Here is a 25789-nt window from a genome sequence, read left to right as displayed (position 1 = left end):
GTTGAGCAAGTCCCTCAGCCGCGAGGGTGATGCTGGGCATGCAAGCTTTTTAGACGCTCGCGTGCAACGTGGGTATAAATCTGTGTGGTTGAAATATCTGCATGACCCAGCAACATTTGCACCACGCGCAAGTCCGCGCCATGATTGAGCAAATGAGTGGCAAATGCATGTCGCAGCACGTGCGGAGATAGCGGTGCCCGCACGCCCGCCAGCACCGCATATTTTTTAATCAACAGCCAAAAAGACTGCCGCGTCATCGGCGTCCCCCGAGCCGTCACAAACATCGCAGGGCTGGTCCGCGGTCCGAGCAAGACGGGACGCGCCTCTTTCATATACGTATCAATCCATTGTGCAGCTTCGGCGCCAAGCGGCACCAAGCGGTCCTTGCCACCCTTACCCTGCACGACTCTGAGCACGCCATCGGACAGGCTGATTTCCAACACGCCTATGTTGACCAACTCAGAAACACGCAAACCTGTGGCATACAACACCTCGAGCATGGCGCGATCACGCAAGCCACGCGGTGTATGAACAGGAGGTTGTTTAAGCAAAGCCTCCACTTGTCCCTCAGAAAGCGTCTTGGGCACACGCAGCGGCTGACGAGCCGTTGTCAGCTGTAGACACGGGTCCGCCGAGACGCGTTGATGGCGAATGGCCCACAAGTAGTAACGACGAAGTGTGGCGAGGCGGCGATTGGCTGTGCTGGGTTTACTGTTGGCATGCAAAGCGGCAAACCAAGACTCGATATCGGCGCCAACGGCGGCATCAAGTGCAACGCCACGCTCAACCTGCAGCCATTGTTCAAACGCACTCAAATCGCGGCGATAAGCCGCAAGCGTGTTGGCGGCCAGGCCGTCTTCGAGCCAAACCGCATCGATAAAGGTGCCGACAGCGCTTGATTCCTGAGCACTCATGCGGGATGCCATGACGCGAAATGAGAAAATGATAGTAGCATTCACTCACCCACTTATCTGCCAGTTTTACCCTATGCCTCCTGCCCCTCTGAAAACCCTCTCCCTATTGTTACCCGGAGAAGTGGATACCGATCTTCTCGGTCAAGCACTTGCCCGGGTTGCGGCGGATATGCAGCCATCGTCCGAGGGAGATCAGCCCGGTCCCGACGCTGGCGGCCGCATTCATCTGGAAGGCGACCTCGGCGCAGGAAAGACTTCCTTAGCCAGAGCTTTTTTACGACAATGTGGCGTTTCTGGACGAATTAAGAGCCCAAGTTACGCTTTACTTGAATCTTATGAAGTTTCTAACTTATACTTGTATCATCTTGATTTTTATAGATTTAACGATCCTGCAGAATGGTTAGACGCTGGGTTCCGTGATTTGCTCAATAACCGAGCACTTGTTTTGATCGAATGGCCTGAACGTGCGGGCGATTTATTAGGGCATCCGGATCTACTTATTCAGCTGGCTTATGCCAACCAGGGTCGTCTTGCAACACTTAGTGCTTATACAGCCAGAGGGCTTAAATGGATCGACGCTTTGCCTCAGACAAGTCAGGATGCTCAGAAGGGCTAAAAGCCCCTGCTCGTCGCCGTCTGTTGGGTGCGGCAACGATTTTACTTTTGCCAGTGATTCCTCGAATCGCCATGGCGGCCAAGCTACTCGCTGTGCGCACGTGGCCAGCGGATGATTACACACGCGTCACGCTCGAACTCGACAGTGAATTGCGTGCCGAACATTTCACTCTAGAAAATCCGCATCGTATGGTGGTGGACATTCAGGGCATGGAGATGAACCCGGCACTCAACGACTTGGTCCGCAAAGTACGCCCTGACGACCCTTACATCAGCTCGTTGCGCGTCGCGCAGAACCGGGCCAATGTTATCCGCATTGTTTTTGATCTGAAGCAAGCCATTGCGCCACAGGTCTTTACGCTCAAGCCAGTCGGGGACTATAAGTTCCGCTTGGTGCTTGACCTGTATCCAAAAGTAGCGCAGGACCCTCTGACCGCGCTGCTTAAGAAAATGCCGCAGAAGAAGTTGGACGAGGATCCTCTTGCGCGGGTGCTCAACGACATCAGTCGTAATCCAAAAGGAACGGGCATGGCTGCTGTTCCCGTGATCCCCAACTCTGTCGCGCCACCACTTGCGCCTAGCAGCCCAAGCACCAGTCCGACGCCTCTCGGTCGGCGTCGCATGGTAACAATCGCAATTGATGCAGGCCATGGCGGTGAAGATCCAGGTGCAATCGGCAAAGGCGGCACACGCGAAAAAGACGTTGTTCTCGCAATTGCTCAAAAGCTAAAAGCTCGCATTGATGCCACACCCGGTATGCGTGGCTACCTCACCCGTGACGGCGATTATTTCGTTCCACTCCATGTTCGCGTTGAGAAGGCCCGCCGAGTCAAAGCAGATCTGTTTGTTTCGATTCACGCAGATGCCTTCCCTCGTCCCACCGCGGGTGGCAGCTCTGTGTATGTCCTGTCAGATCGCGGCGCCTCGAGCACTGCGGCAAAATGGTTAGCTGAAAAAGAAAACTCAGCGGATTTGATCGGTGGCATCAATATTCAGACACAAAACAATCAAGTCGCAAAAATTTTGCTTGATCTGTCTACCTCCGCCCAAATCAAAGATTCGACCCAACTGGCTTCGACAATGCTGGATCAGCTGCGCGGCGTTTATCGCCTGCACAAACCACAGGTTGAAAACGCCGGTTTTGCGGTGTTGCGCGCGCCTGATATGCCTTCGATCTTGGTCGAAACAGCCTTTATCAGCAATCCAACCGAAGAGCAGATGCTGAGAAGCGCTCAGACTCAAGATCGCTTCGCCTCGGCGATGCACTCAGGTATTCACCATTTTTTCAAAGTCAATCCGCATCTCTCAACCGTCGGTTAACACAACAATACGAACATCTGCCCCAACAAGCCTCTAGAATAGAGGCTTCTTTTTGTTCGTTCTCAATATGTCTATTCGTCGCCCCATCTGTGCACTACCCGACCTGCTAGTGAGTCAAATCGCGGCCGGCGAGGTCATCGAGCGTCCTGCCTCCGTGCTCAAAGAACTCGTGGAAAATGCCGTAGATGCGGGCGCACAAACGGTTGAGGTACGTCTTGAGGCAGGTGGCATCAGACGTATTGCGGTGATAGATGATGGCGGCGGCATTGCGAAAGAAGAACTCGCGCTGGCTTTGACCCGTCACGCGACGAGCAAAATCAACTCGCTCGAAGAACTCGAGTCTGTTCATTCGATGGGGTTTCGTGGTGAAGCGCTGGCCTCAATTGCCGCGGTTTCGCAGCTGACACTCATCTCTCGCCCCAAAGAAGCGGAACACGCTTGGTGCCTGGAGCCTGGTGCCAGCGATGCGACGGCCGCCTCTGGCGCCCTCGGCACCACAGTGGATGTGAAATATTTATTTGATCGCGTACCAGCCAGACGTAAATTTTTGCGTGCAGAAGCGACGGAATTTGGTCACTGCATTGATGCCATCGAACGCATCGCACTGGCCTTTCCAGAAGTTGGCTTCCGTGTCTTTCATAATGACCGGGCGGTGCGTCAATGGTTGCCCACTTCAGCCCTCAAACGGATCAGCGACGTCCTGGGATCAGAATTTAACGAGCACGGCATCGAGGTCAATGCCCAAGGCGGCTTGATCTCTCTCATGGGTGTGGTGACGAGGCCCACGGCAGCACGCGCCCGCGCAGATCGACAGTTTTTGTTTGTCAATGGCCGTCATGTCCGAGACCGTACGGTTTCCCATGCCTTGCGTAGCGCCTACGCCGATGTCTTGCATGGCGATCGTCAACCCGCCTATGTATTATTTTTACATGTGGACCCTACCGCCGTAGACGTCAACGTCCATCCGGCCAAACACGAGGTCCGTTTTCGCGACTCTGGTGCCGTCCATCGTTTTGTTCAGCAAACAGTCACTCAAGCACTCGCCGGTGTCGCGGGCGCCCAGCAAGTCTCTGCTGTGGGGACATCTACTGATCCGAATGCACCAACCACGCAAGAGAACGTGACTGGCTTTATGCCAGCGACCTTTGCAAGCGCGGGATCGAGCAGTCGCTCAGCCGCATTTGATCATCGCACTCAGCCAAGCGTACCCTGGCAAGCCGCGACACAGAACACTTTTCATTTACGTGAGAATGGACCAGCCTCATCTGTTTCGACTGAGGCATGGAAAACACTTTACGCGCCACTCGATGAGCCGACACCTGCCTGGCCACTCGGACGCGCCCTCGCCCAGGTGCATGGAATCTACATCTTGGCTCAAACGAGTTCGGGGCTGGCGTTGATCGACATGCATGCCGCCCACGAGCGTGTGGTGTATGAGCAGCTTAAAAAGGCGCTTGATACGCAATCATTGCCGCAACAAACTCTGCTTGTGCCCGTTGTGTTTCGAGTCACCGAAAAAGAAATCGCACTGGCCGAAGAATTTCGTGCACAGATCAACGAACTCGGCTTTGAGATGGCTACCGTGGGACCTCAAGATATGGCGCTACGGGCCGTACCCGCCATGCTGGTTCGAGGTGATTTAGAGGCGCTCGCACGCGGCGTTCTGCGCGACCTTGAACACTTGGGTGCAAGTCAGCTTTTAACCGAGCAGCGCAACACCTTGCTTGGCACAATGGCTTGCCATGGGGCAGTGCGTGCCAATCGTCAACTCACGCTCGAAGAAATGAATGCCCTGCTGCGTCAGATGGAGCAGACTGAACGCGCGGATCAGTGCAACCACGGACGGCCCACCTGGATCCACTGGAACGTATCGGATTTAGACAAACTATTTTTACGCGGCCAATGACAGCGGACCCACTCTCCGCTCAGTCACTTCACACTCCCGCTTTGCTGTGTATTGCGGGCCCCACAGCAAGTGGCAAGAGCGCCATCGCACGCGCGATTGCACAAAAGTGGCCATGCGAAATTATTAATGTTGACTCTGCCACCATTTATCGCGGCATGGATATTGGTACAGCCAAGCCCTCGCAAGAAGAGCGTGCCGCGATTCATCACCACTTATTAGATATTTTGGATCCGCTGGAATCATATTCAGCGGCAGCCTTTAGACGCGATACGCTTCGTTGCGTAAAAGAAATACGCGCCCGAGGACGCCTGCCTGTGTTGGTGGGCGGCACGATGCTTTACTTTAAGGCCCTGCGCGATGGACTCAATGACTTACCTAGCGCAGACCCAGAGATTAGAAAAGAACTTGAGTTGCGAGCCGCTGTCGAGGGTTGGCCTGCAATGCATGCAGCGCTTCACTTGATTGATCCCGTCACCGCTGCGAGGCTTTCTCCCAACGATAGTCAACGCATACAGAGGGCACTTGAGATCTGGCATATCAGCGGCAAGACGATGTCTGAGCTGCTCAGCGCTCCCGAACAAACTGACAAACCTTTGGCCACGGTCACCTTGAGTCTTGAGCCAACAGAGCGTAGCCATCTGCACCAGCGCATTGCGTTACGCTTTGATCAAATGCTGGAGGAAGGCTTGGTTGAGGAGGTCCGAACGCTACGTGCGCGAGGCGATTTGCATACAGACCTGCCATCGATTCGCTGCGTGGGCTATCGACAATTTTGGTCCATGCTGGAGGGCGAGGTCACGCCCGCACAGGCCAGAGAGCAAGCCATCGCAGCCACACGTCAATTGGCCAAAAGGCAACTGACGTGGCTGCGTAGCCTACCCGATCGCCTCACGATCGAAGCTGATTCAAGTGCAGCAACCGAGAAGACCTTGGCAATCGTGGATCGTTTGATCCACGACCGAACGATTGTCGACTAACTTAGAGGACGACAGTTTGTGCGTCTGTAGCCGCACACTCGGCGATCTCTCCGAGCTGATAGACCGTCTCGCCTTGGGCTCGTAGTGCTTGACTGATGGCCTCTGCTTGAGCCGCAGGCACAACAGCAACCATACCGATTCCGCAGTTAAAAACACGGTGCATTTCGGTGTCGGCGACGCCGCCCTGCTCTTGCAGCCAGCTAAAAAGTTTGGGCATTTGCCAAGCATCTCGGTGCAGACGCGCTTGTAAACCAGGCTGCAAAATACGTGGCACATTGTCTAGCAACCCACCACCAGTAATATGCGCCAAGCCTTTGATTTGTTTACCAAAATCCTTGAGGACCGCCAATACGGGCTTGACATACAAATGCGTCGGCGCCATCACGACATCACCTAAAGGCTGACCGTGAAAGTCTTGTTCGGGACGGGCATTGGCACGCTGCAAGATTTTGCGCAGCAAGGAATAACCGTTTGAATGGGCACCACTTGAGGCCAAACCTAACACCACGTCGCCTGGTTGAATGGATTTGCCATCAATCAGCGCAGACTTTTCCGCCGCGCCCACAGCAAAACCAGCCAAGTCGTACTCACCATCCGGATACATGCCGGGCATTTCAGCAGTTTCGCCGCCGATGAGTGCGCAACCAGAAAGCTCGCAACCCTTGGCGATACCGCCCACCACTTGAGCGGCCACGTCGACTGACAATTTGCCGCAGGCAAAATAATCCAGGAAAAACAATGGCTCTGCACCCTGAACCAAAATGTCGTTGACACTCATCGCCACAAGATCGATTCCGACGGTGTCGTGGCGTTGCCAGTCAAAGGCAAGCTTGAGTTTGGTACCAACGCCATCGGTGCCTGAGACCAAAACGGGTTCTTTGTAGCGTTTTGGGACCTCAAACAAGGCACCAAAGCCACCAATGCCTGCCAGGACACCCTCGCGCATTGTGCGCGCTGCCAGGGGTTTAATACGGTCGACCAGGGCATCGCCCGCGTCAATATCGACGCCAGCGTCGCGGTAAGTCAGAGGAGCTTGAGGTTGTGTCATGGGAAAAAGCCGTGGTTGTGTGACAATTGTGGACTTTCGTCCGTATTTTTACTGATTTTACGATGAGTCGATGAGTCGGCAGTTACTTCTAGAAATCTCCCCCACCCAAAGTCCAAGTTTGGACAACACTGTGGTGGGCGCAAATGCCGCCGCTATCGATGCGGCAAAGGGCTTGTCTCCGGGACGGGCACTGTATTTATGGGGTCCACCCGGCTGTGGGCGCAGCCATTTGCTGCATGCAATGATAAAAGACAAACGTGCTCATTTTTTCAATATCGAGACACTTTCTGACAAAATTATGGCCCTCGCCACCCTGCCAGCCGACCAAATTGAGGCAGAAGTTGTGGCGGTGGATGACATCCAGGAGATGACCGCAGAGCAGCAGGCAGCCGTGTTTGCCCTGTACAATCGCTGGCGCGAGCTTGCTGCGACGCCTCAAGCTTTCGGACTGGTTGTCACAGGTGATCGTGCGCCGATGATGATGTCCTTGCGTGAAGACTTACGCACCCGCTTGGGCTGGGATCTGGTGTTTCGCCTAGACCCGTTGTCCGATGCGGAAAAACTCGAAGCGCTCAAAGCCTATGCGCTCAGGCGTGGGCTCCCACTCTCCGAAGAGGTGTTGGACTGGATGTTGACGCATTACACCCGAGACATCCGGCAACTTTTTGCCTTGGTGGATGCGCTAGACCGGTACTCTCTTTCTAAACACCGGACGGTGACTGTGCCCCTTGTGCGCCAAATGCTGTCCGACCGAGAATTTTTACAATCATGACCTTCAGACGACTCGCACTTTTTGATCTCGACCACACGCTACTGCCTCTTGATAGTGATTATCAATGGGCTGTTTTCATGGCCAAATCCGGGCGGGCGGGCGATCCGGCCGAAGCGTTGCGTCGCAACGAAGAGCTGATGGACCGTTATAACGCAGGTGAGTTGACTGCTGAACAAGCCGCAGAGTTTATGCTGGGTTTGCTGGCTGCGCACCCTCCTCACTTGCTGGCAGCCTGGCATGAAGAGTTTATGCAAAACGTGATTCGTCCGGCGATGACTCAAGCGGCAATTGAACTCGTACAACAACACTTGGCTGCAGGCGACCTCTGTGCAGTGGTTACCGCGACCAACAGCTTTGTGACAGCGCCGATTGCGCGTGCGTTTGGTGTGCCCACACTGATCGCAACAGATCCCGAATACATTGCAGGCCGTTACACCGGAAAAATATTAGGCACGCCCAGTTTTAAACATGGCAAAGTCCTCCGCGTGAACAGCTGGCTTGAAGGCTTGAGCAAGCGATTACAAGATTTTGATGCGTCCTATTTTTACAGTGACTCGATCAATGATCTTCCGCTGCTCGAAGTCGTCACGCATCCCATCGTGACAAATCCTAGTGAGAGCCTGCTCGCCGTTGCACAACAACGCAAATGGCCCGTCCTCAATCTTTTCAACACGCTAGCCGACGATAAATCCTGATGCTTACAGACACCATTAAACGCTTTGTTGGTCAGCTGTTTGGCCAGAGATCACAGGGTTTGCGACGTATCAGCAAAGATAAGCATGGCATTGATCGCCGGATTGTTTCGCGTCATGCCATCAAAGTCTGCGAGGTTTTACAGCACGAAGGCTACCAAGCCTACATTGTCGGGGGTGCCGTTCGAGATCTGATTGTGGGACTCGAACCCAAAGACTTTGACGTTGCGACCAATGCAACGCCAGAGCAAATCCGTCCGCTGTTCAGGCGCGCTCGCATCATCGGCCGACGCTTTCAACTGGTACATGTGGTCTTTGGCCAAGAAATCATTGAAACGTCGACCTTTCGAGCGCCTGCCTCTGAATCACAATCCACCGACGGGCATGGTCGCATTTTGCGCGACAACGAGTTTGGTACCCATGCACAAGATGCGGCGCGTCGAGATTTCACGATCAACGCGCTGTACTACGATCCCAGCACAGAAGAAGTGATCGATTATCACAATGGCGTCGACGATCTCAAACATCGTTTGATTCGTATGATCGGTGATCCACGCACGCGCTATCGTGAAGATCCGGTGCGCATGCTGCGTGCCGTGCGCTTTGCGGTCAAGCTCAAGGGAAAGATCGAGCCTGAGACCAAAGAGCCTTTAGCATCAATGGCTGAACTGATTGAAAACGTTCCAGCCTCGAGATTATTCGATGAGATGCTGAAATTGCTGACCTGTGGTCAAGCAATGGAATGTTTGACGCAACTGCGACAAGACGGCTTGCATCAAGGGATCTTACCTTTGTTGGACGTGGTGCTTGAGCAGCCCGGTGGCGAGGCGTTTATCGAGCTCTCGCTCGAACGAACCGATCAGCGTATTCGAAGTGGCAAAACTGTCAGCCCAAGCTTTCTGTTCGCCGCGTTGCTTTGGCATCAAGTCGATGTGCGTTGGCAGCAACGTGTTGCAGCCGGCGAGCCTTCGATTCAAGCGCTCATGGAAGCCGCGGACTCTGTCCTCGACGAACAAACTGAAAAGCTCGCCATTCAAAAACGCTTTAGTGCTGATATGCGAGAGATCTGGTTTATGCAACCACGCTTTGAAAAGCGCTTGCCTAAATCAATCTGGCGTATGTTCGAACAACCTCGCTTTAGAGCCGCTGTCGATTTTCTGCAGTTACGCGCAGCATCGCATCAGTTCGATAGTGTTCTGGCGCAATGGTGGATGGATCTTGCGAATGCTGATGATGAGGGTCGGGCAGCGATGCTTGAAGACTTGAGCAAACTCCCTCGCGAATCAAGTGCGACCGGAACTCGTCCGCGCACACGCCGTCGCAAGCGCAGCCCAAGTACAGACACCCAGCGCTCGCCATCCTCTGACCCAAGTTAGGTCTTCGAAAATGTCTGCGCGCGCTTGGATCGGCCTGGGTGCAAATCTTGGGGACGCGCGCGAGACGATTGAACGGGCTCTTAAAGCACTTGGCGAGACTCGAGGTATTCAGTCGCTGATTGTTGCGCCGCTTTACGGCAGTGACCCCGTCGATGCGCAGGGTCCGACCTTTGTCAATACAGTCGCTCAAATTCATACCACTCTCGCGCCATTAGCCTTGCTCGACGCCTTGCAGGCGATTGAACAGGCGCATGGACGAGAGCGGCCGTTTCGCAATGCACCACGGACCTTGGATCTCGATTTACTTTTATATGAAGGTGTCGAGATGGAAACACCGAGACTCACACTGCCCCATCCACGCATGCACGAGAGAGCCTTTGTGTTGCGGCCGCTCAGCGAGCTGACCCCAGATCTCGTACTCAAGCAAGGAAGCCTCCAGACTCTGCTGGAGCAATGTAGCGACCAGAAACTCTGGCCGCTACCGCTTTAGAGCATTTGAAATTTAAATCGCTTTTGCGGCCTCAAGCTTGGCGATGATTTCGTCACTCACGCCCAAGGATTTGAGAATCGCGAGCGTGTGCTCACCAATGGCCGGAATGGGATCCATTCGAGCATCAAAGGCGCTGCTAGTGGCTGGCGGAAGCAAGGCAGGTAAAGCACCCACAGGAGTCTGTACCTCTGTCCAGCGTTGACGAGCTTTGAGTTGCGGATGCGCCCATACGTCTTTCATTTCATTGACCCGCGCATTGGCAATCTGTGCTTTTTCCAACGCCTCAATGACTTCGTCGATCGTCATCTTGGCAAAAGCATCGACAATCAAACCCCGCAAGCCATCGCGATTTGCAACCCGCTTGGAAGTCGAGTCATAACGTGGGTCTTTCGCCAAAGCAGGTTGGTTCAACACTTTTTCGCAAAACACTTGCCACTCACGCTCGTTTTGCAAACCAAGCATGACGTTGCTACCGTCCCCCACGGGAAAGGGGCCATAAGGGTAAATCGTTGCGTGTGCAGCGCCTGCGCGTGGCGGAGGAGACTGTCCTTCAAAGGCGTAATAAAGTGGGAAGCTCATCCACTCCACCATGCTCTCGAGCATTGATACATCGAGATGACTGCCCAAACCCGTTTTATGGCGCAACAACAATGCGTTCAAAATGCTGGAATAGGCATACGAACCGGCAGCAATATCCGCGATCGAACAGCCTGCCTTGGCGGGCGCATCAGGCGAACCCGTCACAGAGATGAAACCACTTTCACTCTGAATCAACAGGTCGTACGCTTTTTTGGTTTCGTAAGGACCGCCTTCGCCGTAGCCTGATATATCGCACACAATCAGTTTGGGAAAGCGCTCGTGCAAGGCCTCGAAAGATAAACCCATGCGCGCAGCAGCCCCGGGTGCCAGATTTTGCACAAGTACATCGGCCTCGGCCAGCAATTCGTTCAAAATCGGACCGGCATCCTCATGTTTGAGGTCCAAGGTCAAACTTTCTTTTGAGCGATTCGTCCAAACAAAGTGCGAGGCCATACCGCGTGTGCGCTCATCGTATTTGCGAGCAAAATCGCCAACACCCGGCCGCTCGACTTTGATGACGCGCGCACCATTGTCGGCGAGTTGACGGGTGCAAAACGGCGCTGCGATCGCGTGCTCTAGACTGACGACAGTAATCCCATCGAGTGGGCGTGGACCAGCTTTTTTCATACTTCGAACCTCAATTCTGCTTGGTGGGCAAGCGTGCCCTCTTGCTCAGCCCATAGTTTGGCTTCACCCGGCGCTTCCATCATGCCGGCGACCGCGAAAGGTGTCGGTGCGATGAGAGGTCGTAGACCGCGATAAGCAAGATGACGTACTTGTGCGGCGGGATTGGCGCGGACGAACGCCCGACACATGAGCGTTGCGATTAAAGGACCGTGGATCACAAGCCCTGGATACCCTTCGGTTTGCGTCACATATGGGTGATCGTAGTGAATGCGGTGGCTGTTGAAGGTCACGGCCGAGTATCTGAACAGCAGTACCGGACTCGGGTCCACTGACTCGCTCCATTGTGCGACCGGTGCAGACTCCGTACCCTGAAGCTTTGGCGGGCTTGGCTCGCGATAGACGATATCTTGCTCCTCGCTAATCACGAGTTTGCCCTCTTGGACGATGTCATGCTTGACCGTCACAAATAGCAAAGAACCGGTGCGACCTTGCTTTTCTTTGATGGCTAAAACAGTCGAGGTTTTGTGTGCCTCGATCCCCACGCGCAAGCCCTCATTGAAAGAGACTCGACCGCCTGCCCACATACGATTGCGATTGTCCGCAGGAGGCAAAAAGCTGCCGCGAGCGGGATGACCATCAAGACCGGTTTGCGCAATTGGCACGGTTTCAAGGAAAAAAGCCCAATGCCAGAGGTGCGGCACCACCTGACCCACTTGCGGGGTCGTTTCGCCTAAGGTTGCCGCAATGCAGGCAGCGTGGCCAGGATCCATGCGGTCCACAACGGTTTGCGACTTGCCTAGCCACGCATTTAAATCTGTCGTCGACATCTGATCACTTCCTTTCTTTAAGTCTCAAGATCTTGCATGCGTTGCAAGTGGTAGTTGGTATCGCCAAGTAACAAATCAAGATAGGTCAAGCGTTTAAAGTAATCGCCCACCTCCAGCTCGTCTGTCACGCCCATACCACCGTGAGACTGCACAGAGGCCTCACCTACAAAACGTGCAGCGGCAGCCACTTCAACTTTAGCCATGGAGACAATGCGACTACGCTTTTGCGCATCTGGCTCGCTGAGCGCGATCGCCGCGACATAGGTCATCGACAAGCCCATTTCGGACTGGATCAGCATCTCGGCCAAGCGATGTTGCAAGACTTGGAAATTTGCCAAAGGCTGTCCGAATTGCTTGCGTGTCTTGAGGTACTGAATCGTGCTGTCAGTGAGATAAGCCATCGCACCGCAGGCTTGCGCGCACAACGCGACGATCCCGAAGTCCAGTGCCATCGTGAGCGAGGCTTGCGCAAGTACACCTTTCGCCACCAAATTTTCCGCGGGTACGACGACGCGTTCGAAGGTGACTGTCGCAGCACGTGAGCCATCAAAAGTGGGATAGTCAGCGATCGACACGCCAGCCGAACCGGTGGGAACCAGCAGCACAGTTGTTTCACCCTCAAGCACGACGGAGACCAGTAAAGCATCTGAGCCGGCCGCATGCCAAACCAGAATTTTTTTACCGTCCAGCTGATAGCCTCCCTGATGCGCAGAAGCGCGCGTGCTCAGAGGACGCTGAGCATCACGCTCGCCCTCTTCTTGCCAAGCCACTGCAAGAATGGCCTCACCTTCAGCATGCGCGGTCAGCCATTGCTGTTTGAGCGCCTGATTATCGCTCTGCGCAAGCAAGGTGACACCCATCACTGCGCTGGAAATCACGGGCTCGCTGACCAAGCCGCGACCAAGCTCTTGGTGCACTGCCAACATCGTGGCGGGCGTCTCGCCAAAGCCACCAAACTCCTCGGCCACTAACAAACCACCTACGCCTAGTTCGACCAAACTGTTCCAAGCGGACACATCAAGCTTGCCGCTGACTTGACGCGCACGGCGCTTGGGTCGAGTCCAGTTGTCTGCAATTAAACGGTGCAGACTGTCTGTCAACATCCGTTGCTCTTCTGAGTATGAAAAATCCATGATGTATCCTAGACCCCGATAATTTGCTTGGCGATGATGCCTTTCTGAACCTCGTTGGTTCCACCGTAAATGGCAGTCTTGCGCATGTCGAAATACGCCGCTGCTGCTGCAGCCGAATATTCAGGGCCTGGGCCGTGAAACTCTGACTCTGCCAACATCCACTCCGGGTCGTAGGGCAACGCGTCTGAACCCGCTACCTGCATCTGCAGTTTTGCGAGTTCCATCTGAAGCTCTGAACCACGAATTTTTAAAATAGATGCTTTGGGTCCAGGATCGCTTGACTCATCGGCCGCCACGCGCAAGACCATCATTTCAAGCGCCAACACTTGTGCTTCGACGCGATTGATACTGTCGCGCACGCGAGAGTTCAGACTCAATGACTCACCACTGGCCATCGTGCGTTCAGCGAGTGACTTCAGAATCGCCAGCTCGCGATGGCAGTGACCAATTCCGGCAATTCCGCTGCGCTCGTGGCCTAACAAATACTTGGCATAGGTCCAGCCGTTGTTTTCTTCCCCGACGAGATTTTCAAGAGGTGCTTCGACATTTTCAAGCCAGACCTCGTTGACTTCAGCACCACCATCCAGCGTTTTGATCGGTCTGACCTGAACGCCTGGCTGACGCATGTCGATCAAGATCATTGAAATGCCGCGCTGTGCCTTGGCGGCTGGGTCCGTTCGCGCCAGACAAAACATCCAGTCAGCATAATGCGCCAAAGTCGTCCAGGTTTTCTGGCCGTTAATGATGTAACGGTCACCCACGCGCTCAGCACGTGTCTTGAGTGAGGCCAAATCAGAGCCAGAACCAGGCTCCGAATAGCCCTGACACCACCAGTCATCCACGTTAATGATGCGGGAAAGAAAACGCTCCTTTTGTGAGGCATTACCGTATTTCATTAATACAGGACCAATCATGCTCAGGCCAAAAGGCAACAAGCGAGGCGCACCGGCTTTGAAAGATTCAATCTCAAAGATCATGCGCTGCACGGCATTCCAGCCAGTACCGCCATATTCTTTTGGCCAACTCGGCGCTCCCCAGCCATGCTCGGCAAGAATGCGATGCCAGCGCAAATAGTCATCGCGCTTGATACGTTGATGCGCAAAAGACTTTGCACGTAAATCGGCCGGTAATTTAGCCACTACAAATGCACGCACCTCTTCACGAAAGGCGCGTTCTTCGGGGGTCCAAGTCAGATCCATGAGCGTTCTCCTATGTACAGTATCTTAACGCTCCCCCGCAGCGATTCCATCTGTCATTTTGGAAGTCCGCATTCCGCAAGTGAAAATCCCCGCGAGGCAATACTGATTCAAAAACCCCCTACAATCAAAAAAAACATTTCTACGAGACAGCACCACACTGATGAAAACCCTAATACTCGACGCTTGTGCGTCTTTTTTAACGATCAGTCTTACCTGGAGTCAGCATGCTCGATAAAGTCAAAGCATCCCTGCAAGAAGCAATCGAACCGATCAGAGATGGTGCCGCCATCATGGTCAGCGGCTTTGGTGATGCAGGCATCCCATTTGAGCTGATGAGCGCCGTGCTCGACAAAGGTTTACGTGAACTCACCATCATCAGCAACAACGCTGGCACGCACGAAACAGGCATCGCCGGACTCATCAAAGCAGGCCGGGTACGTAAAATCGTTTGCTCTCATCCGCGCCCAGCCAACTCAGATGTGTTTGCAAATGCTTATCGCGCAGGACAAGTCGAACTCGAGTGCATGCCACAAGGCACACTCGCCGAGCGTTTACGCGCAGCGGGAGCTGGACTCGGTCCCTTTTTCACCCCAACAGGTTACGGCACGTTGATTGCTGAAGGTAAAGAGCAACGTGTCATTGATGGCAAAGGCTATATCCTTGAGCAACCACTATCGGCGGACTTTGCACTGATTCGCGCGCATCTGGGTGATCGTTGGGGCAACCTGAACTACCGATGGGCTGCGCGCAATTTTGGGCCCGTCATGTGTATGGCCGCCAAGCACACCATCGCGCAAGTCAATCGCATCGTGCCACTTGGCGAACTCGCCCCCGAGCATGTCATGACACCCGGGATTTTTGTTCAATCTGTTGTAGCAATCGGAGGCGAGCGATGAGCACAGCCGCAGACAGCACATTCAAGCCGCTTTCACGCGCAGAAATTTCCTATCTCGTCGCCCATGACTTTCCTGATGGCTCGGTCGTGAACCTTGGAATCGGCATGCCTACCCAAGTCGCCGACTTTTTACCCAAAGACCGCGAAATTTTGCTCCATAGCGAAAATGGCATTTTGGGCATGGGACGCGCTGCGATTGGAGATGAAATTGATCTCGATCTCATTAACGCCAGTCGCACGCCCGTGACGCTTCTCGATGGTGCTTCAATTACCGAGCACACTGTTTCGTTTGCGATGATGCGCGGCGGTCATCTGGATTACTCCGTGCTGGGTGGCTTTCAAGTCGCAGCGAACGGCGATCTTGCCAACTGGATCACCTCCGGCCCGGACGCAATCGCGGCAATTGGTGGCGCCATGGATTTAGCAATCGGCGCACGAAATGTGATCGTGATGATGGAACATGTGGCAAAAGATCAAAGCTCAAAACTGATGCAGCAATGTACTTATCCACTCACAGGTGCAGGGGTGGTAGACCAGGTCTACACCGACCTCGCCATCATCGACGTCACTCCACAGGGGTTTGAGGTCCGTGCCCTCATCGAGGGTCTTTCAATGGAGGCCTTGCAACAAAAAACTGGCGCACCGCTCAAGCCAAGCGCCAAGCTTTCAGTCATACGACGTGATGCACAGGGCCATCCCACCTACGGGTAGTCATGAATAGCGGTTAAGACTGTTTCAGTCACAATACAGGGATCAAGGACGGGGACACGTCCACCCATACAGAGTTTCAATCGGGCTCTGTGAATCGAGGAGATCAAAGATGAACAGTAAATTCTCAGTAGGCCTCAAACTTGCCTTGGGTGCAGCGACACTCGTCGCGCACAGCCTAGCTTGGTCACAAAGTGCATCCAGCCAACCCCTTACCCTCATTATTCCCTACCCACCCGGTGGTAGTGCGGACATGCTGGCACGCCCTATGCTGCCTGAGCTTCAAAAGAAACTCGGCCGCACAATCGTGCTGGATTACAAAGCGGGAGCCGGTGGCACCATTGCGACCCAAGCACTTGCTCGAGCCAAACCCGATGGCAACACCCTCCTGATGGTACTGACCGCACATGCGATTAACGATGCGCTGTATCCCTCACTCCCCTACAATACGCGCAAGGATTTTGCACCGGTCTCGCTCGTCGCCACGCTGCCACTTTTAGTCGCGGCCCCGCTTGCAACACCCGCCAATACGATTCCTGAGCTCATCGATTTGGCCAAGAAAAATCCAGACAAACTGTCCTATGCCTCTGCAGGCAACGGCAACACCAGCCACCTCGCTGTCGAGTTATTTAAATCGCAGACTGGCACCAAGATGACTCACATCCCCTACAAAGGAAGCGGCCCGGCCGTCATTGCGATGCTTGGCAATGAAGTCAATTTTATGTTTGACAGTATTTCGACCTCTTATCAGCAGGTCAAAACTGGCAAACTGAAAGCGATCGCCGTGACTGGCGCGAAACGCGCCTCCATCTTGCCTGATGTCCCGACTGTCGCAGAAACGCTTCCAGGCTTTGAAGTCAATGTTTGGTATGGCATCCTCGCGCCTGCAGGCACCCCTGCCGCGACTGTGAATACTCTGAGCAAAGCTTTTGCTGAAGTCGCTGCCGATCCAAAGATCAAAGCACAACTGAATTCCAATGGCTATGAAATGGTGGGCTCCACGCCAGCGGCATTTGCTCAACATATTGATGTTGAGCTTGCAAAATGGAATAAAGCCGTTAAAGAATCTGGCGCAAAAATTAACTAATCATATTAAGGACAAAAAATGAACAATAAATTATTCAAAACATCAATCACTCAAGCCTTGCAACTTGTCTGTGGCCTAGCACTTACCTTTGGTATCTCCACCTCAGCACACGCCCAGGCCAACTGGCCAGACCGTCCGATCAAACTGATCGTGGCATATCCACCAGGCGGACCGGTTGATACAACGGGTCGCTTATTTTCGCGATTTTTAGGCGATGAACTCAAGCAAACGGTTGTTGTTGAAAATAAAGCAGGCGCCAGCGGAATGATTGGTGCAGACGCAACGGCGAAAGCGACACCAGACGGCTACACCCTGAACTTTGTTGCAAGTCCCAGCTTGACTATTTCACCTATTGTTCAACGTAGCAAATTATTTAACCCACGCACTGATTTCACATTAATCAGTCCGATTGTGAACTATGCAAACGTCCTGCTGATTGGTCCGCAGATTCCCGCAAAAAATGTGGGAGAATTAGTCGACTATGCGCGTAAAAACCCCGAAAAAGTGAGCTTTGGTTCAGCAGGATTTGGTGGATCCAATCATTTATCAGCTGAGTTGCTCAAGCAATCCACCAAAACACAAATGCTGCACGTACCTTACAAAGGCAATGCACCTGCTATGGTGGACGTGTTAGGTGGTAAGGTCACATTTATGTTTGACATCACCAGCACCGGCAAAGCTTTTATCGACAGCGGTAAAGCACGCGGGTTGGCTGTGACATCAAAAGAGCGTAATCCAAGTATGCCAAACATCCCCACCATGATCGAAGCAGGTATCGCTGACTATGAAGTGCTGGGCTGGTTTGCTGTCATTGGCCCTAAGAATATTCCCCAGACAATTGTCACAAAGCTAACTGCTGCAATAGATGCGGTCAAGCGTAATCCTGAATTCATCAAAGCGGTTCAAGCTGGCGGTTATTCGCTTGACAAAGGTGATGCAAAAGCCTTGGGTGCTCGCATCAACAGCGAATACAAAATGTGGGAAGACGTGATTACAAAAGGCAATATCTACCCGAACCAATAATCAATTCAGATTGTTGAAGTTTTTTTAATTAAATTGATTAAATGGAGCTCTTGATGAGTGGAATGTTAGAAGGCAAAGTTGCTGTCGTGACAGGTGCGGGCGGCGGAATCGGACGTGGTATTGCATTGGCCATGGCAGCCGCTGGCGCAAAAGTGGTCGTCAATGATATTGGCGCGAGCCTCGCTGGCGAAGGCTCTGGCGCCGGCCCAGCCCAACAGGTTGCCGACGAGATCATCAAAGCAGGCGGCCAAGCTGTTCCAAATACCGACAGCGTGGCGACTCGCGTCAGCGCACACAACATTATTGAAACAGCAGTCCAAAGTTTTGGACGTATTGATATTGTGGTGAACAACGCTGGCAATTTGCGTGATCGCGTTTTTCACAAAATGAGCGAAGAAGAATGGACTCAAGTCATTGACGTGCATCTCAACGGCACATTCTTCGTCAGCCGTGCGGCAGCTAACTACTATCGCGAACAAGAGTCAGGCGCTTTCGTACACATGACCTCGACTTCAGGCTTGATCGGCAACTTAGGTCAAGCCAACTACTCAGCAGCCAAGCTTGGCATTGCTGCACTGTCCAAGTCAATCGCTTTGGACATGCAACGCTACAACGTCCGCTCCAATTGCATCGCACCTTTTGCCTGGAGCCGGATGACAAGCTCGATTCCCGCTAACACCGACGAGGAAAAAGCCCGCGTTACCAAGCTTCAAAAAATGGAAGCCAACAAAATCGCGCCAATGGCTGTTTACCTTGGTAGCGACCAAGCTAAGGAAGTGACCGGTCAAATCTTTGGCGTGCGTGCGAATGAAATCATGTTGTTTAGTCAGCCTCGCCCGATTCGCTCTGTGCACATGAGTACAGGCTGGACACCCGAAGCGATCGCAGAAATCGCTGCACCCGCCATGCGTCATCACTTTATGGCGCTCGAGCGTTCACCTGACGCAATCGACTGGGATCCAATCTAATCATGGACTATCAACTGATTAAAAATTGGGTCTTTCCTGAAGTCGATCGGACCTATACTGAAAACGACAGTATTTTGTATGCGCTCGGTATTGGTTTCGGTCAGGAACCGACCAATCCAAATCATTTGAAATACGTCTATGAGCAGGATATGCAGGCCTTTCCCACCATGGCTGTGGTGCTCGGTTATCCCGGCTTTTGGATGAAAGATCCAAAAGCCGGCATCAACTGGGTCAAACTGGTGCATGGTGAGCAACGTCTGACGATTCACAGACCCTTACCTGCCTCGGGCCGCGTGATTGGTCGCACACGCATTACGCATGTGATCGACAAAGGCGCGGATAAGGGTGCACTGGTTTTATCTGAGCGTACTTTGCATGACGGTGCCGGCAATCATCTCGTCACAATCGGTCAAACAACTTTTTGTCGTGGTGATGGTGGACTGAGTCATTCTGACGAGAGCCCTCCAGCGCTCGAGGCGACGCCTGATCGCGCACCCGATATGACCTGCTCTTTGCCCACCCTCCCCCAAGCGGCGTTGATTTACCGTTTGTGTGCAGATAACAACCCCCTGCATGCAGATCCCGCTGTGGCCGAACGCGCAGGCTACCCACGCCCGATTCTCCACGGCTTATGCACTTACGGTGTCGCAGCACGTGCGATTGTGCAAGCCGCCTGTGATCACGACGCCACCCGTCTGACAGCGTTACACACCCGCTTCTCCTCGCCTGTTTTCCCTGGTGAAACACTGGTGTGTGAGATTTGGCGCGATGGTCAGGATGGAGTACGCTTTAGGGCCAAGGTCGCAGAACGCGACATCGTTGTTTTAAGCCATGGCTACGCAGGAATCAAAGCATGACTTCAGATGTGAATCAGCAACAACCTCAAGCACGCCGTGCTCCCCTCGCTGGCATTCGTGTCTTGGATTTATCCAGGGTATTAGCAGGCCCTTGGTGCACGCAAAACCTGGCAGACTTGGGTGCCGATGTCATCAAAGTCGAACGGCCCAAGTTAGGTGACGATACGCGCGCGTGGGGGCCTCCGTTTCTCAAAGATCAAGAGGGCAATGACACCACTGAAGCGGCCTACTACCTCAGCACTAATCGCAACAAACGTTCGATCGAAATTGACCTCGCCAGTCCCGAGGGGATTAAGCTTGTCAAAGAACTCGCCAAACACTGTGACATCTTGGTTGAAAATTTCAAGGTGGGCGGCCTCAAGCAGTATAGTCTCGACTACGAGAGCATGAAAGACGAATATCCTGGCCTGATTTATTGCTCCATCACAGGCTTTGGTCAGACCGGCCCCTATGCGGAGCGTCCTGGCTACGACTTTATGATTCAAGGCATGGGCGGCCTGATGAGTATCACAGGTGAACGTGATGACTTGCCAGGCGGTGGTCCGCAAAAAGCAGGCGTCGCAGTGACCGACATTATCACGGGCATGTATGCCTCAGTGGCTATTCTTGCTGCGCTCCAAGAGCGCAATCACAGCGGTTTGGGACAGCATTTAGATATTGCCCTCCTTGACTGCCACATTTCGATGCTAGCGAATCAAAACCTGAACTACATGACAACAGGTCAGGCTCCGGTTCGTGCCGGAAATGCGCATCAAAACGTTGTACCTTACCAAGTATTTAAAACGTCGGATGGCTTTATGATCGTCGCAGTCGGTAACGACTCGCAGTACCGCTCATTTTGCGGCGCAATCGGCATCCCCGAGTATGCAACCGACCCAAAGTTCGTGACCAATCGTCAGCGTATCGTTCACCGTCAAGAGCTCATTCCAGCGCTGGAAAAAATCATGGCGACCGGCAAACGCGATGAATGGATCGCAAAGCTTGAAGCGGTCGGTGTACCTTGCGGTCCGATTCAAACGATCGATCAGGTATTTGATCATCCGCAGGTGATCGCGCGCGAAATCTGGAAAAACATTCCACATCCAACAGGCGGCACCTCGCCCACGACAGCAAGCCCGATGAATTTTTCAGCAACACCTGTTCAATACAAGCGTGCAGCACCGATGCTGGGGCAGCATACCGATGAGATCTTAAAGGAGTTGCTAGGTCGAACGCGTTAAAGATCGACGCTTAATCGGCAAGGCAACTCAATTCATCATGAAAATCAGTAGCCCATTTAATTAGCAGTCTATTTATAAACCCGGAGACAAAAAATGAAAAAACTACTTGTTGGTTTAACCTTGGTGCACGCAGCACTTGCCACACCCGCGATGGCCAAAGACTATGCAATTGGCGCTGCGTTTCCTCTGAGCGGCGCGAATGCCGAATATGGTCAGGTCTTTAGCTCGGGCGTGAACCTTGCTATTGAGCACATCAACGCAGACAAAAAACTGTCGGGCAAACTCTCGGCCGTGTACGAAGATAGCCAAGCACTGCCTGCTCAAGGCGTGATTGCTGCCAATAAACTCATCAACGTGAGCAAAGTGCCTTTTATTCTCTCAGCCTTTACTGGTGTATCGAAAGCAATGGCTCCGATTGGCGCACGCACCAAAACTGTCATGGTGAACGGCGGTGGCGTCGGCCCTGATTTGGCCATGCTCGGTGAATACTTCTGGAACACCATTCCCTTGGCGAACTTCGAAGTGACAGCCATGGTGCCTTATCTCGTCAAAGAAAAAGGCTACAAGCGTATTGCGTTGATTTATGTGGATGATCCACTTGGCCAAGCTGTATTGAAAGATCTCACCAAAGAAGTGAAAGCCGCTGGTGGCGATGTGGTGGGTTCATTCTCTATTCCTACAACAGCTCAACAGTTCTCAGGTGTTGCTGCGCGCGTGCGTGACACAAAACCTGATGCCGTTTACATCGCGACCTACGGCAACCAGCAAGTTCAATTGGTCAAGCAACTGCGTGACAACGGTGTGAGCCAACCCTTGGCGAGTTATTCGGCCATGTCCTTGCCATCGATTCTGACCCTGCCAGAAGCTAAAGGCCTTGTTTACACCAGCCAGCAAGTCTCGTTAGACAAAAACGATCCTCTGACCAAGCGTGTCCAAGATGACTACAAAAAGAAATACGGCAAAGAGCCAAATATGTACGTGCTCAACTATTACAACGCCGTATTGACTTTTGCTGACCTCGCTGCAGCGCTTGAAAAAGCAGGGAAACCCGTCACAGGCGAAAATCTGTTGGCACAGCGCAAAGCCACGAAAAACTTCCAGTTCGTTGGCGCCACAGTCTCTTTTGCTGATGATGGCACCGTCAAGTCCCCCATTCAAATCAATGAAATGGTCGGCGATGGCACGAGCAAAGTCATCTCCACAGCTAAATAAGCAAGCGAGTTAGTCAACGCGTGGGCTTTGTCCACGCGTCATTTGGATGTCTAAATAGGAAACTGCTCCATGCTGTTTGCCCAATTGTTAGCCAATGGGCTGCAAACCGGTGCGCTTTACGCACTGATTGCGGCTGGGTTTTCGCTGATTTTCGGCATGACCCGTATATTTCATGCCGCGCATGGCGCGACCTTTACGATCGCCGGCTTTATTTTTTATGAATGTTATGTCGTGCTTGGTTGGGCATGGCCACTGGCGGCAATCGCCTCGGCAGCCGCAGCAGGCCTTTTTGGTATCCTGTTGGATCGTTGGGTCTATGCAGTGATTCAGCGCCACGAGGGTTCATTCTTTACAGTGTTTGTCGCCTCTTTTGGCGCAGCCATCGTGGTGCAGAACGTCATCTCGATCGTATTCGGTCGTGGCATGGTGACTGTCAGCACCCCCTTGAGCAAGAGCCTCGAAATTATTCCGGGTCTCTTTATCGCGCCCATCGCAGCAGCGGTCTTGGCCAGTGCCATCGTATCGTTTGCCCTACTTCAATGGTTGCTGACACGCACCAATTTGGGCATCGCACTGCGTGCCTTAGGTGAAAATCCCGCCTTGATCGAAGTTTATGGCCTGACTCCACGCCGCCTGTCTCAATATGTTTTTCTGATCGGTTCTGTCTTAGTCGTTCCAGCCGCGATTTTGACGGCGGCGACCTCAGGCTTAAATCCCTCAATGGGCAACCACGTCATGTTGATCAGTATTGCCGCGACCATCGTAGGCGGGGTCGGCAGCTTAAAAGGCGCGGCCGTTGCAGGATTGCTACTTGGACTCGCGGAAAACCTTTGCTTGGCTTTTATCGATCCCCAGTGGAGCGAAGCCGTCACCTTTGTGATTTTGTTCCTGTTCATTCTGTTCCGTCCTGGTGGCGTGTACGGTCGAGCCACAGTTTCTTAAGGAAGGACACAACATGATTGCCTACCTACAAAATATTGCTGTCCTTTTTTGCATCAACGGCATCCTTGCGCTGACGCTGAACTTCATCATGGGCTATGCGGGTATTTTTTCTCTTGCGCATGCTGTGTTCTTTGGTGTGGGCGCCTATGCGACTGCATATATCGCCTTAAATTTTTCCGACTCGCTCTTGCTCTGTCTCTTTGCCTCGGCAATGATTTCCGCCGTCCTCTCGATGGCACTCGCACTCCCTGCTTTGCGTGTGCGGGGTGAATACTTTGTCGCCGCTTCGCTTGGTTTGCAAGTGATTGGCGTCACCATTTTTTCAGAGTGGAAATCTGTGACAGGTGGTCTCGGCGGCATGATTGGCATTCCAAGACCTAATTTATTTGGGTACGTTTTTAATAGCGATACTGCTTTTCTCGCACTCGCACTCGTGATTCTTTTGATGGTCCTTGCCATCACCGCGCTGTTGGTACGAGGCAGCTTTGGTCGAAGCCTCATGGCGATTCGAGATAGTGAGTCAGCTGCTCAGACCTATGGCAAACACGTGAATGCCGTCAAAACGCTTTCTGTCGCTGTTTCAGCCGGGCTCGCTGGCGTAGCAGGCTCACTTTACGCGTTTTACATGAGCTTCATTAACCCTGAAAGCTTCATGCTTGAAATGTCGATTTTGTTGATGGCGATGGTGATCATTGGCGGAACAGGGACGCTATTTGGGCCAATCGTCGGTGCAGCCTTGCTGATGTCATTACCTGCAGCATTGACATACCTGCCTTTCCTGCCACCCTCTGAGCTCGGCACAATCCAGCAAATTATTTACGGCCTTGCGATGGTGCTACTGATGATGTTCAGACCCGGCGGTCTTGTCGGTGGACGCACAAAGGGGAAAGCAGCATGACGACAGCGACAACCTCGGTGAATGCAACTCATCACGCTCAGCCTGCTCATCAGGCACCTCAAGAAATTCTTCTCGAGATCCGTGCACTGAATAAAAATTTTGGTGGACTTCAAGCGATCTCAGAAGTCACGATGGACTTGCCTGCAGGTGTGATCACCACGCTCGTCGGTCCGAATGGCGCGGGCAAAACAACACTCTTTAACCTCATTACTGGGCACCTCGTGCCCACCAGCGGAACCGTACACTGGCTCGGCAAGCCTCTCAAAGGCATTGAACCTTGGCAGATCGCACGCATGGGCATCGCGCGCACTTTTCAGGACTTGCGCCTCTTTAACCAAATGACCGTCGAAGAAAACATCATGACGGTGATGGAGCGAAGCAGCTGGCTGTGGCAAAGTGGTAAAGAAGCCGCCGAACGCAGAGTCACGGAAATTCTTGAGGAAACGCAACTCAGCGATAAACGCAATGAACGTGCGGTTGATCTGGCATACGCAGAAAGAAAGTTCCTCAGCCTGGCCCGCATCATGGCGAGTGAGGCCAAACTTTGGTTGCTCGACGAACCTGCCTCCGGACTGGATCCGCGCTCGTTTGAACGATTCGTTGCGCTGTTACGTAACTATGCCAAACGCGGCATCACCATCTGCATCATTGAACACAACCTGGACATCGTGATCAAGCTTTCAGACCGTGTCGCCTTTCTCGATCAAGGCAAACTCCTGGCACAGGGCAGTTCTCAGGACATTCTCAAAGATCCGCATCTAGCGGCTATTTATTTTGGAGACCGCTCATGAGCCAGGGTCCATTTCTTGAAGCTAAAAATCTGCGCGTCGGATACGGCGGCAGACCCGTGCTGGAAGACTTTAATGTCAGCCTCCAATACAACGAGGTCTTGTGCTTGATCGGCCACAATGGCGCGGGTAAATCCACGCTTCTCAAGGCCTTGTTTGGACTCGTTCCTCTGGAGCACGGGTCCATTACTCTTGAAGGCAAGTCCATCTCCAAACCGGATCCAAAAGAACTCAGTGCTGCCGGTATCGCACTGGTTCCAGAAGGTCGAGGCGTTTTTCCCGGGTTGACCGTTGCAGAAATCATGAAGCTGGGTTTTTGGGCCAACAACATTCCGACTGGCGAACAGACCGCTCGGCTCGAGTGGGTCATGAATGTTTTGCCGATGATTAAAAAGTTTTATACGCAACGTGCGGGTACGCTTTCGGGAGGACAGCAACAAATGGTCTCTCTCGGTCGTGCGCTGTTGAGTCAACCACGCTGCCTGTTGCTGGATGAGCCTTCAATTGGTCTTGCGCCCAAATTATTTCAAGACTTGGCGGGTCCGATTCGTGCGCTTCAGCAAGAACGCAAAATGTCGATTTTGATTGTTGAACAAAACGTTCGAGAAGCACTCAAAATTTCTGATCGCGTCATCGTCATGAAGTCCGGTCAACTCATTCGCGAAGGCTCGCCTGAAGCATTTAGCAACAACACTGAACTCATGGAACTGTATTGA

Annotated in this window: 26 protein-coding genes; 20 read left to right on the top strand and 6 right to left on the bottom strand. The window is 53.0% G+C overall.

What is annotated here, in order from left to right; genetic code table 11:
- Window positions 1-14: 14 nt before the first annotated feature.
- Window positions 15-926 (bottom strand): site-specific tyrosine recombinase XerD, encoded by a 912-nt coding sequence (gene xerD / locus WBJ47_RS02120; protein WP_422245173.1) that lies wholly within the window; start codon window positions 924-926, stop codon window positions 15-17.
- A 61-nt stretch (window positions 927-987) separates the two neighbouring features.
- On the opposite strand from xerD, the gene tsaE reads away from it, so the two are divergent.
- The 4 genes from tsaE to miaA all read left to right on the top strand — a co-directional run bounded on the left by tsaE (window position 988) and on the right by miaA (window position 5732).
- Window positions 988-1530 carry a tRNA (adenosine(37)-N6)-threonylcarbamoyltransferase complex ATPase subunit type 1 TsaE gene (gene tsaE / locus WBJ47_RS02115; protein ID WP_422245064.1) on the top strand — a complete coding sequence of 181 codons (543 nt, stop codon included), beginning with the start codon at window positions 988-990 and terminating at the stop codon, window positions 1528-1530.
- Window positions 1482-2849 carry an N-acetylmuramoyl-L-alanine amidase gene (locus WBJ47_RS02110; RefSeq protein WP_422245066.1) on the top strand — a complete coding sequence of 456 codons (1368 nt, stop codon included), beginning with the start codon at window positions 1482-1484 and terminating at the stop codon, window positions 2847-2849. Before tsaE ends, WBJ47_RS02110 begins: the two co-directional genes overlap by 49 nt.
- Before the next feature lie 67 nt (window positions 2850-2916).
- The gene (gene mutL / locus WBJ47_RS02105; protein WP_422245068.1) at window positions 2917-4755 is read left to right on the top strand and encodes a DNA mismatch repair endonuclease MutL; all 1839 of its coding nucleotides are present in this window, start codon (window positions 2917-2919) and stop codon (window positions 4753-4755) included.
- Window positions 4752-5732 (top strand): tRNA (adenosine(37)-N6)-dimethylallyltransferase MiaA, encoded by a 981-nt coding sequence (gene miaA / locus WBJ47_RS02100; RefSeq protein ID WP_422245070.1) that lies wholly within the window; start codon window positions 4752-4754, stop codon window positions 5730-5732. The genes mutL and miaA overlap by 4 nt, the downstream gene beginning before the upstream one ends.
- 1 nt (window position 5733) lies before the next feature.
- On the opposite strand, the gene purM is transcribed toward miaA, so the two are convergent.
- Window positions 5734-6780 (bottom strand): phosphoribosylformylglycinamidine cyclo-ligase, encoded by a 1047-nt coding sequence (purM, locus tag WBJ47_RS02095; protein ID WP_422245072.1) that lies wholly within the window; start codon window positions 6778-6780, stop codon window positions 5734-5736.
- A gap of 70 nt (window positions 6781-6850) precedes the next feature.
- On the opposite strand from purM, the gene hda reads away from it, so the two are divergent.
- The 4 genes from hda to folK are packed head-to-tail and all read left to right on the top strand — an operon-like array spanning window position 6851 to window position 10110.
- On the top strand, window positions 6851-7552 hold the full coding sequence (gene hda, locus WBJ47_RS02090; RefSeq protein ID WP_422245074.1) for a DnaA regulatory inactivator Hda: 702 nt from the start codon (window positions 6851-6853) through the stop codon (window positions 7550-7552).
- A complete protein-coding gene (locus tag WBJ47_RS02085) occupies window positions 7549-8247 on the top strand; it encodes an HAD family hydrolase (protein WP_422245076.1) in 699 nt (232 codons plus the stop codon). Before hda ends, WBJ47_RS02085 begins: the two co-directional genes overlap by 4 nt.
- On the top strand, window positions 8247-9620 hold the full coding sequence (gene pcnB, locus WBJ47_RS02080) for a polynucleotide adenylyltransferase PcnB (protein WP_422245078.1): 1374 nt from the start codon (window positions 8247-8249) through the stop codon (window positions 9618-9620). The genes WBJ47_RS02085 and pcnB overlap by 1 nt, the downstream gene beginning before the upstream one ends.
- A 10-nt stretch (window positions 9621-9630) precedes the next feature.
- Window positions 9631-10110, top strand: a complete 480-nt coding sequence (folK, locus tag WBJ47_RS02075; RefSeq protein ID WP_422245080.1) for a 2-amino-4-hydroxy-6-hydroxymethyldihydropteridine diphosphokinase — start codon at window positions 9631-9633, stop codon at window positions 10108-10110.
- 12 nt (window positions 10111-10122) lie between these two features.
- On the opposite strand, the gene WBJ47_RS02070 is transcribed toward folK, so the two are convergent.
- The 4 genes from WBJ47_RS02070 to WBJ47_RS02055 are packed head-to-tail and all read right to left on the bottom strand — an operon-like array spanning window position 10123 to window position 14475.
- Window positions 10123-11316, bottom strand: a complete 1194-nt coding sequence (locus tag WBJ47_RS02070; RefSeq protein ID WP_422245082.1) for a CaiB/BaiF CoA transferase family protein — start codon at window positions 11314-11316, stop codon at window positions 10123-10125.
- Entirely contained in the window at window positions 11313-12143 is an 831-nt protein-coding gene (locus tag WBJ47_RS02065) for an FAS1-like dehydratase domain-containing protein (RefSeq protein WP_422245084.1), read from the bottom strand. The genes WBJ47_RS02070 and WBJ47_RS02065 overlap by 4 nt, the downstream gene beginning before the upstream one ends.
- A 17-nt stretch (window positions 12144-12160) precedes the next feature.
- A complete protein-coding gene (locus WBJ47_RS02060) occupies window positions 12161-13276 on the bottom strand; it encodes an acyl-CoA dehydrogenase family protein (RefSeq protein WP_422245085.1) in 1116 nt (371 codons plus the stop codon).
- Between the two features lie 8 nt (window positions 13277-13284).
- Window positions 13285-14475 carry an acyl-CoA dehydrogenase family protein gene (locus tag WBJ47_RS02055; protein WP_422245086.1) on the bottom strand — a complete coding sequence of 397 codons (1191 nt, stop codon included), beginning with the start codon at window positions 14473-14475 and terminating at the stop codon, window positions 13285-13287.
- 224 nt (window positions 14476-14699) lie between these two features.
- Between WBJ47_RS02055 and WBJ47_RS02050 the strand changes: the two genes are divergently transcribed.
- From WBJ47_RS02050 to WBJ47_RS01995, 12 genes are all read left to right on the top strand, one after another.
- Window positions 14700-15371: a 3-oxoacid CoA-transferase subunit A gene (locus tag WBJ47_RS02050; protein ID WP_422245088.1), complete on the top strand. Its 672-nt coding sequence runs from the start codon at window positions 14700-14702 to the stop codon at window positions 15369-15371.
- Complete coding sequence (locus WBJ47_RS02045; protein ID WP_422245089.1) at window positions 15368-16081, top strand: 3-oxoacid CoA-transferase subunit B; 714 nt, start codon at window positions 15368-15370, stop codon at window positions 16079-16081. The genes WBJ47_RS02050 and WBJ47_RS02045 overlap by 4 nt, the downstream gene beginning before the upstream one ends.
- A gap of 109 nt (window positions 16082-16190) precedes the next feature.
- Window positions 16191-17165 carry a tripartite tricarboxylate transporter substrate binding protein gene (locus WBJ47_RS02040; protein ID WP_422245091.1) on the top strand — a complete coding sequence of 325 codons (975 nt, stop codon included), beginning with the start codon at window positions 16191-16193 and terminating at the stop codon, window positions 17163-17165.
- 18 nt (window positions 17166-17183) lie between these two features.
- The gene (locus WBJ47_RS02035) at window positions 17184-18188 is read left to right on the top strand and encodes a Bug family tripartite tricarboxylate transporter substrate binding protein (protein WP_422245093.1); all 1005 of its coding nucleotides are present in this window, start codon (window positions 17184-17186) and stop codon (window positions 18186-18188) included.
- Between the two features lie 53 nt (window positions 18189-18241).
- Complete coding sequence (locus WBJ47_RS02030) at window positions 18242-19156, top strand: SDR family NAD(P)-dependent oxidoreductase (RefSeq protein WP_422245095.1); 915 nt, start codon at window positions 18242-18244, stop codon at window positions 19154-19156.
- Between the two features lie 2 nt (window positions 19157-19158).
- A complete protein-coding gene (locus tag WBJ47_RS02025; RefSeq protein ID WP_422245097.1) occupies window positions 19159-20013 on the top strand; it encodes a MaoC/PaaZ C-terminal domain-containing protein in 855 nt (284 codons plus the stop codon).
- Complete coding sequence (locus WBJ47_RS02020) at window positions 20010-21233, top strand: CaiB/BaiF CoA transferase family protein (protein ID WP_422245098.1); 1224 nt, start codon at window positions 20010-20012, stop codon at window positions 21231-21233. The genes WBJ47_RS02025 and WBJ47_RS02020 overlap by 4 nt, the downstream gene beginning before the upstream one ends.
- A 93-nt stretch (window positions 21234-21326) precedes the next feature.
- Window positions 21327-22445, top strand: coding sequence for an ABC transporter substrate-binding protein (locus WBJ47_RS02015; RefSeq protein WP_422245100.1), 1119 nt, complete (start codon window positions 21327-21329; stop codon window positions 22443-22445).
- 69 nt (window positions 22446-22514) lie between these two features.
- Window positions 22515-23387, top strand: coding sequence for a branched-chain amino acid ABC transporter permease (locus WBJ47_RS02010; RefSeq protein ID WP_422245101.1), 873 nt, complete (start codon window positions 22515-22517; stop codon window positions 23385-23387).
- Between the two features lie 13 nt (window positions 23388-23400).
- Complete coding sequence (locus WBJ47_RS02005; protein ID WP_422245103.1) at window positions 23401-24285, top strand: branched-chain amino acid ABC transporter permease; 885 nt, start codon at window positions 23401-23403, stop codon at window positions 24283-24285.
- Window positions 24282-25076, top strand: a complete 795-nt coding sequence (locus WBJ47_RS02000) for an ABC transporter ATP-binding protein (protein WP_422245105.1) — start codon at window positions 24282-24284, stop codon at window positions 25074-25076. Before WBJ47_RS02005 ends, WBJ47_RS02000 begins: the two co-directional genes overlap by 4 nt.
- On the top strand, window positions 25073-25789 hold the full coding sequence (locus WBJ47_RS01995; RefSeq protein WP_422245106.1) for an ABC transporter ATP-binding protein: 717 nt from the start codon (window positions 25073-25075) through the stop codon (window positions 25787-25789). The genes WBJ47_RS02000 and WBJ47_RS01995 overlap by 4 nt, the downstream gene beginning before the upstream one ends.

It is taken from the genome of Zwartia sp. (genome assembly GCF_049655405.1).
Classification (GTDB): domain Bacteria; phylum Pseudomonadota; class Gammaproteobacteria; order Burkholderiales; family Burkholderiaceae_B; genus Zwartia.
Note: the sequence above shows the minus strand (reverse complement) of the source record. Positions and strands in the feature narration are given on the sequence as shown.